Source organism: Ferrovibrio sp., from assembly GCF_017994015.1.
In the GTDB taxonomy this organism is placed as follows: domain Bacteria; phylum Pseudomonadota; class Alphaproteobacteria; order Ferrovibrionales; family Ferrovibrionaceae; genus Ferrovibrio.
Window position 1 is genome coordinate 186,545 of the sequence record NZ_JAGOLP010000004.1, and the last position, 8,043, is coordinate 194,587.

Sequence of the window (8,043 nt, forward strand, 5' to 3'; positions counted from 1 at the left end):
CAGAATGCCTTGTAGTTGATCGCAAAACGAACTGGAGGCGGACAAAGCCGCCTCCAGGAACAAGGTCAGAGATATTGCTGAAGATCAGCCAATAGCTTGTTGCAGCACTTCCGCCTCTGGATGCGGCTCGAAAGCAGTGCTCACCAGCATGGTGCCGCTCTTGCGGCCCCACAGGATGGTTTCGCGCGCAAAACGCTTCTTGTCACCCTCGAAGTCGATCGGATGCGTGGTCATGCTTTGCTGCACGGCCAGCAACGGGATCGGCTGGGTGGAGAACCGGCGATCAAAGAATTCCGGCAGGTTATGCCGGAAGTGGTGCTCGGTTATTGTGGTGGGCACACGCGCGGGAATACGAGCCTGCTGGTAGCGGATCATTTCCTCAAGGTCGGCCCGGTCAAACGGCACATTACGGCCATCCAGGAATTCGACCAACAGGGTGGTGAATTCGGAATAGAAACGATCCAGTTCTTCGGCGGCGCGCAGGAAGGTTGCTTCCTCCACATCCCAGTAGATGTCGCCATATTCGCGCAATGCCAAACCGCGGCCTGCGCCCTCGTTCAGCATCTTGTCGATCAGGCCATCATACTTGTCCAATTCGTCGCCCATAATGCTGCCCTTCAGGCTGGCAGCCTCACGGTCAGAGATGAACTGGATAAGATCACTTGCCTTCACGCCATAGCGGTCGCGCAGCCATATCATGGCGTAGAAGCCAAGCTTCATCGAATGCAGCACCATGGTGATCCAGGACAGACGCACCATGCGGCGCCAATCCGTCTGCGTCATCGAATAGGATTCGGTGATGATATGCTCGTATTCCTTAACCCATGAGGCATCGCGGATGCTGCCATGGATCTCGTTCAGCTCGATGCGCTGGGTTTTGATGCCGAACTTCTCCTGATAGGCCGGATCGCCCAGTTCGGTGTTGTTGAAAACCTGGCAAAGATAGATGAAAAGCTGATTCTTGAGGCCAGATTCCAGCAGTTCGTCAATGCCGTTTTTCCAGGTTTCCACCGTCTCGCCCGGCAGGCCGAGGATCAGTTCGCTGTAAATCGGCACATTCGCGTCGTTGAAGCGGATTTGCAGATTGGTATAGGTCGACATCTTGATATTGCCACGCTTGATATTTTTCAGCGTGGTCTTGTCGTTGGACTGGCGCGCCAGCGTGATGCCCTTTTCCAGGCCCTTGCTGTGGAACAGCAGGCCGATATTGAAAATGGTCTCGTCGGTGTTTTTGCCGAAGCAGGTGCGGAATTTGTCCGGGTAACCGTATTTTTCCTTGGTGGCGACAATGAAATCGGCGATTTCCGGGTCGCGCTTGTGCATGCCGAAATTGGAATCGGCATTGAATACATACAGAATCTTGTTGCGGCCGGCCCAATCGATCTCGGCGAAAACGCGATCCATGTTGTGATAACGGTATTTGCGGCTCAGGCCGCCACGACCCCAGTAGCAGAAGGTGCACTGGAACGGGCAGCCGCGATTGGTCTCGATGATGGCCTGGAAGTCGAGGGTGTCGCTGCGCAGGGTCAGCAGATCGTCAAACACGCCTTCGAGATAGGGCGACGGATATGAATCCAGATCACGCTGAAACGCCCGCTCCTTTTCCACTTCGATGATGGCGCCGTCGGATTTGCGGCGGTAGGTCACATTCGGGATATCGTCGAAATCGCCGCCCTCAAGATGGCGCAGCAGGATGTCAAGGAAGGTCTCCTCGCCCTCGGCGCGCACTGCAACATCAACGAAGCTATGGCGCTCCATGTAGGCCGTGGGGTGATGCGGCACATCGGTGCCACCGAACACGATCAGGCAGTTCGGCCAGCGGCGCCGAACTTCCGCGGCAACCTTAAGGTTGAGCTGCTCATTCCACATCGCCACCGAGAAGGCCGCAACATCGGGCTCCTCGGTATATTGCGCCATCACATTGTCAAAGCTGTCGATCGAGAAAATCGGCCGCATGAATTTGTAATTGGCCTTAACCACCTCGGAGGTCTGGGCATAGCTTTGCAGCAACCCGGAAACCAGCGGCAGATAGCACATCTTGCCCATGCGGACATTGTACTCATTAAAGTATACGCGCTTCATCTGCTGCTCCTATAATGTCGTCTGGCGGCACTACTTTGCTGGTATTCATACCATGCCTGGGGTGTCTTGTCCCAGATCATCCTGTAGGCAGATGCTATAAGATTTCGCTGAATAACAGACAATATTGTTTTGAATGAACGGATTGCGACTTTAGCTCAGCGCCGCCATGCAACTATAGGTATTGACCTGGCTCGGGGTATTCAGCCCGTAACGTCGGCATCGCTCACAGCGCCACTCGAATTTTCTTTAATGTATTGATTTATATAGAAAAATTTTGATTTTGGCCGCAACTCGCTTAAAGTCGGCTGATCGGTATTTATCAGGTATCTGAGTTAAACAAGAAAGTGGGCTGGAGCGGGTGAGGGGAATCGAACCCCCGTCGTAAGCTTGGGAACGGAGGGGGTGGATCATGATGGACACCCTCGGACATTGCGTTGTCAGTGACTTAAAAAATCACGCGTGCTAACGTTCGTGACGGTTTCGCACCGTCTTTTCCGTATAGATTCCGCATGGAATTCGAACGAGCAAAACATGGCACGGATTCTTCGTGATCAACGCATCGATACGCGCAATGCGCGGCTGAAATTGATAGTGCGTGCCGAGCCGCATTGGATGAAGCTCGCCAAGGGATGCTATCTCGGCTATCGCAAGACCGAGCGCGGTAATGGCACTTGGATCGCGCGCTATCGTGATCGCACGCGCAAGCAGCATTACAAATCCATTGGCGCCGCTGACGATCTGTTTGATGCTGATGGTGACACCGCTCTCAGCTTTGAGCAGGCGCAGAAGAAGGCGCGCGACTGGCTGCAGAACGACATCTCTGCCGAGATCAATGGTCGGCGGCTTGGCGTCTATACGGTTGCCGACTGCATGAAGGATTACCTCGCCTATATCCAGCAGCGCCGCAAATCCCACGCCCATCTCGACACCTACATCAGCGCCTATATCCTGCCGCGGCTTGGGCGGGTGAATACAGCGGAGCTGACGACGCCGATAATCCGGTCCTGGCATGAGGCAATCGCTGCCGAACCACCTCGGTTGCGTTCAGGCAAGGGCAAGGCGGTGCGCTATCGTGACGAGGATCCGGACCCCAAGGAAGCTCAGCGCAAGCGGCGGCTGCGGGCTAACCGACACCTTACCACGCTCAAGGCCGCACTGAACCGCGCTTGGCGAGACGGTCTCATTCCCCACCGGGATGCCTGGGAGCGTGTGGAGCCATTCAAGGGTGTGGAGCGCCAACGGACGAAGTTCCTGACCGTACCGGAAGCCCAGCATCTGCTAGCACACACGGCGGAGGATATGCGCAAGCTTGTCCTGGCGGCGCTGCTTACCGGAGCGCGCTACAGCGAATTGGCCAACCTCGACGTCAGGGATTTTGAGCGAGTCGCCAAGACCCTCCTGATCCGCGATAGCAAAAGCGGCAAGGCGCGCCGCATCTATCTTAACAAGGAGGCTGTCGCTTTCTTTGGTAGCCTTGCAGTTGGCCGCCATCTAATGGCGCCGCTGATTGTGCGCTCGGATGGTAGTCGATGGGCGCGGGATCTGCATTTCAGGGGATTCAAGGCGGCCCTGGCGGCAGCAGGCCTGGATACCAGCTTCACCTTCCACGAATTGCGCCATACCTGGGCAAGCTTGACGATCATGGCGGGCGCTCCCTTGATGGTGGTGGCGCAGAATCTCGGGCATCGCGACACACGGATGGTCGAGGAGCATTATGGACATCTTGCCAATGGCTTTGTGCGCTCGGTGATCGAGGAGAAAGCCCCGACATTTGGCGCGGGTCTAATGTTGCAGAGCCGCTTCAACGCCGCTGATGGGCTTAAAAGCTATCAATGATGAGTATGCCGGCGCAGCAGCCTTGTCCTCGGGCGTTTAAGTGAATGAATTTGCCACTTGGCTTGAAATAATTAGCGAAAATCCCGGCTTGGCGGCATGATCACTTGAACTTCACGCACTGGCTTTCTTACTTCATCGGCGTGAGCAAGATTACTGTCGAAGTCATCCTCCACCGCAATATCGCTCAGGTCCGATAGCATGGCGGTGTAGTCGTCGAGCTTGTCGGCGATCAGGTGAATCACCAAGCCCTCGCGCTGAACCCTGCCGGTGACGCATATGAGCCGGGAGGCCAGGACGGCACGGCGATAGTGCTGGAACACCTTCGGCCAGATGATGATGTTCCCGACACCAGTCTCGTCCTCAATAGTCGCAAAGATCACCCCGGATGCTGTGCCAGGGCGTTGTCTTACCAGCACGAGGCCAGCCAGCTTGATCGGGCGGTTCTCAGGCAAGGTAGCGAGGTCTCGGGCCTGGACGATGCCAAGGGGCTTCAACTGCGGACGCAGCAGAGCCAGCGGATGCTGGCGCAGGGTCAGGCTGGTCTCCCGATAGTCTTGCACCACATGCTCACCAGCGGTTTGGCTGGGCAGGGTTACATCGGGCTCCTGGCCAGTCTCGACAGGCGGGAGGTTGCTGCCCTCGATAGTGGCGGCGTCGCCGAACTCAAACAAAGGAAGCGGTTTGTCGCCCAGCCCTTTGATCGCCCAATGGGCCTGCCGGCGGTTCAAGCCAATGGAGCCGAAGGCGTCAGCCCGGGCCAGCAGCTCCAACACAGGTAAGGTCAGAGCAGCTCGGCGCCAGGTATCTCTGAGGCTTGGGTAACCATCGGCTCGGTTGGCAACCAGGCGGGTCATATCGGCTTCTCTGGCGCCCTTGATCTGGCGGAAGCCCAGGCGCAGGGCGGTGGTGCGAGCGACGGGTTCGAGCGTGTTGTCCCAATCGCTGTGGTTCACATCGATAGGCCGCACCTCGACGCGGTGGTCCCGGGCATCCCTGACCAGCTGGGCGGGGGCATAGAAGCCCATCGGCTGGCTGTTGAGCAGGGCCGCAGCAAAGACGGCTGGGTAGTGGCATTTAAGCCAGGCGGAGACATAGACCAGGAGGGCGAAGCTTGCGGCATGGCTCTCGGGGAAACCGTATTCGCCAAACCCCTCGATCTGGCGGAAGCAGTTCTCGGCAAACGCCTGGGCATAGCCATTGGCAACCATGCCGTCGATCAGCTTGCGCTGGAACAGGCCGATAGTGCCAACCTTGCGGAAGGTGGCCATGGCCCGGCGCAGCTGGTCAGCCTCGGATGGGGTGAAGCCGCCCGCCACAATGGCGATCTTCATCGCCTGCTCCTGGAATAGCGGCACGCCAAGGGTCTTGCCCAGCACCTGCTCCAACTCCTTGGATGGGTAGCTGACCTGTTCCTCGCCATTCCGGCGCCTAAGATACGGGTGAACCATATCGCCCTGGATCGGGCCAGGGCGGACAATGGCAACCTCGATCACCAGATCGTAGAAGGTCCGGGGCCTCAGCCGTGGCAGCATGGTCATCTGCGCCCGGCTCTCGACCTGGAATACGCCAACGGAATCCGCCCGGCTCAGCATGTCGTAAACGGCCGGGTCATCCTGCGGCACGGTGGCCAGGGTAAAAGCCTGATTGTGATGCTGATCGATCAGGTTGAAGGCTTTGCGGATGGCTGTCAGCATCCCAAGGGCCAGGATGTCGATCTTGAGGATGCCCAGCGCGTCAATATCGTCCTTGTCCCATTGGATGATGGTGCGGTCTTCCATGGCTGCATTCTCAATCGGTACCAGATCTGCCAGCGGCCCCTGGGTGATGACAAAGCCGCCTACATGCTGGGAGAGGTGCCGGGGGAAACCGATCAGCTCCCGAGCAAGCTCAATGGTCAGCCGTAGCCGTTCGGCATCGGGATCAAGCCCGGCTTCGGCAATCTGGGTTTCATCGATGCCGTCGCGGCCCCAGCCGAGCAGGGTCTTGGACATGCGGTCGATGGTATCCACCGAGAGGCCCATAACCCTGCCGACTTCCCGCAACGCGCTGCGGGGCTGGTAGTGAATGACGGTGGCGGTGAGCGCTGCCCGTTCCCGGCCAAACCGGGTGTAGATGTATTGGATGACCTCTTCGCGGCGCTCATGCTCGAAATCAACGTCTATATCGGGCGGCTCGCGGCGCTCTTCGGAAATGAACCGCTCAAACAGCAGGTCCATTTTGGCAGGGTCAACTGACGTGATGCCTAGGCAATAGCAGGCAGTCGAGTTGGCAGCCGAGCCGCGCCCCTGGCAGAGAATGCCCTGGGAGCGGGCGAAGCGCACAATATCGTGGACAGTGAGAAAGTAGGGCGCGTAGCCCACCCGTTCGATCAAGCCAAGTTCATGGCGCAACTGCGCCTGTATCTTGGGCGGGATGCCGGCGGGGTAGCGATCAGCCGCCCCCTCCCAGGTGAGCCGCACCAGCTCATCCTGGGGCGAGCGGCTATTACCCTGGGTCTCGTCAGGGTATTCGTAGCGCAGTTCGTCGAGCGAGAAACGGCAGCGCCCGGCAATCTCGATACTGCGGGCAACGGCCTCGGGGTAATCCTTAAACAGCTTCGCCATTTGCGCTGCGGATTTGAGATGCCGTTCGGCGTTGGGCTGTAACCTGCGTCCTGCGGCGTCAATCGTGCAGCCATGCCGGATACAGGTCAGAACATCCTGCAGCACTTTGCGCTCCGGGCGGTGGTAGAGCACGTCATTGGTGGCGAGCGTCGCTACCTCATGCCTCTGCGCAAGTTCGGTGAGCCGAGCCAAGCGGCGCTTATCGTCACTGCGATACAGGCGGCTGAAGCCGAGCGACAGGTTGTCGCCAATCAAACCATGCACCTGGGCTAGCCTGGCCTCAAACGCTTCGTCTGCCTGGCGTGGCGGGAGCAGGATCACTTGCTGCCCCTCGATCCGCTCCAGGAAATCCGGCCAATCGATCCAGGATTCACCCTTGGGTGCCCGGCGTCTGCCCAGAGAAATCAGCTGCGACAAGCGGCTATAGGCTTTGCGGTCGGTGGGTAGGCAAAGGGCGCTGGGGCCATCGCGGAAGTCGAGCCTGGCGCCGACAATGATCTGGAGCGGCGTATTGCGCGCCGCTACATGGGCTTGGACAACGCCCGCCAGCGTGTTGCGGTCGGTGATGGCCAGCGCCTTGAGGCCAAGGAAGTTGGCATGGCTTACCAGTTCGCCGGCGTGGCTAGCACCTTCAAGGAAGCTGAAGTTGGTGGTGACCTGAAGTTCGGCGTAAGCGGTCATGGGAAGAACCCATGCACAAACCAGACTTCACCGGAGCGATAAAGCCAATAACGGCGGCCCTGTTCATCTTCGATGCGGAAATAGTCGCGGTAGGTCACATCCATACCGTTGCGCCACCATTCCGCACTCAGCCGTTCCGGACCGATGGCATGGCGTATCGGGCGCAAGACCCGCCGCCAGCGGAAGGCGCTGCCATCGCCTGCCATATCGGCAAGCTCGGGGTGCGATAGGAGATGGATAGGCCGGAGATCATCGCTGATAGCGGACATGGCGCTTGCCCGCGCTAATGGCCTGGCGCGGCCTACTGCTCTTTCGGGACAATGGTTATCCAACGGGATGATGCGAAACACCGCCTGGCTGCCCAATCGCGCTTGCAGGCGGTCGAGCAGTTGGGGGAAGCCATTGCCGCTGCTCTGTTCGTGTGAGTCGAGGGCTGCTTGCTCGGCGCTCAGCGGGTCGGTTGCGGTTGCTTCCAGCAGGAAGGTCTCGATACCAAAGCCTGGTTCAATGGTATCCAGCTTGTCGCGGAACAGCCGGAACAGGTGCTTGGGGTTCCGGTTGGCTTTGGCCGTGCCGATAGTCAACGTCTGCACTTCGCCGTCAACGCGGTAGCTATGAAGCGCCAACTGCCTTGCGCCGAGATGTTCCTGCTCCAGCAACTCGCAGAGCGCGTCCAGCAATTGCTGCAACAGGCCATCGATGGCAGGGCGGGTGAGGATGGGTTCGGCCAGATCGGCCCGGCTTCGCCAGGGAGCGGGAATAGCGCGCGGAGAGATTGGCTCATGGCGATCACCGAGCAGGGCGTCGAGCCTATTGAGCAGCAACAGGCCAAAGCGCCGTG

The 8,043-nt window shown here is 58.8% G+C and carries 3 protein-coding genes and 1 pseudogene; 1 reads left to right on the forward strand and 3 read right to left on the reverse strand.

Going from position 1 to position 8,043, the window contains the following annotated elements; translation table 11 throughout:
• Positions 1 to 84: 84 nt before the first annotated feature.
• Positions 85 to 2,082 (reverse strand): hypothetical protein, encoded by a 1,998-nt coding sequence (locus tag KBB36_RS04660; RefSeq protein WP_290977497.1) that lies wholly within the window; start codon positions 2,080 to 2,082, stop codon positions 85 to 87.
• 531 nt (positions 2,083 to 2,613) lie between these two features.
• On the opposite strand from KBB36_RS04660, the gene KBB36_RS04665 reads away from it, so the two are divergent.
• Complete coding sequence (locus KBB36_RS04665; RefSeq protein WP_290977499.1) at positions 2,614 to 3,918, forward strand: site-specific integrase; 1,305 nt, start codon at positions 2,614 to 2,616, stop codon at positions 3,916 to 3,918.
• Positions 3,919 to 3,989: 71 nt separating this feature from the next.
• Here the strand turns inward: KBB36_RS04665 and KBB36_RS04670 are convergent, their stop codons facing one another.
• On the reverse strand, positions 3,990 to 7,202 hold the full coding sequence (locus KBB36_RS04670) for an error-prone DNA polymerase (RefSeq protein ID WP_290977501.1): 3,213 nt from the start codon (positions 7,200 to 7,202) through the stop codon (positions 3,990 to 3,992).
• Positions 7,199 to 8,043: pseudogene (locus KBB36_RS04675) on the reverse strand (DNA polymerase Y family protein); the annotation flags it as partial. The gene KBB36_RS04670 and the pseudogene KBB36_RS04675, both read right to left, overlap by 4 nt.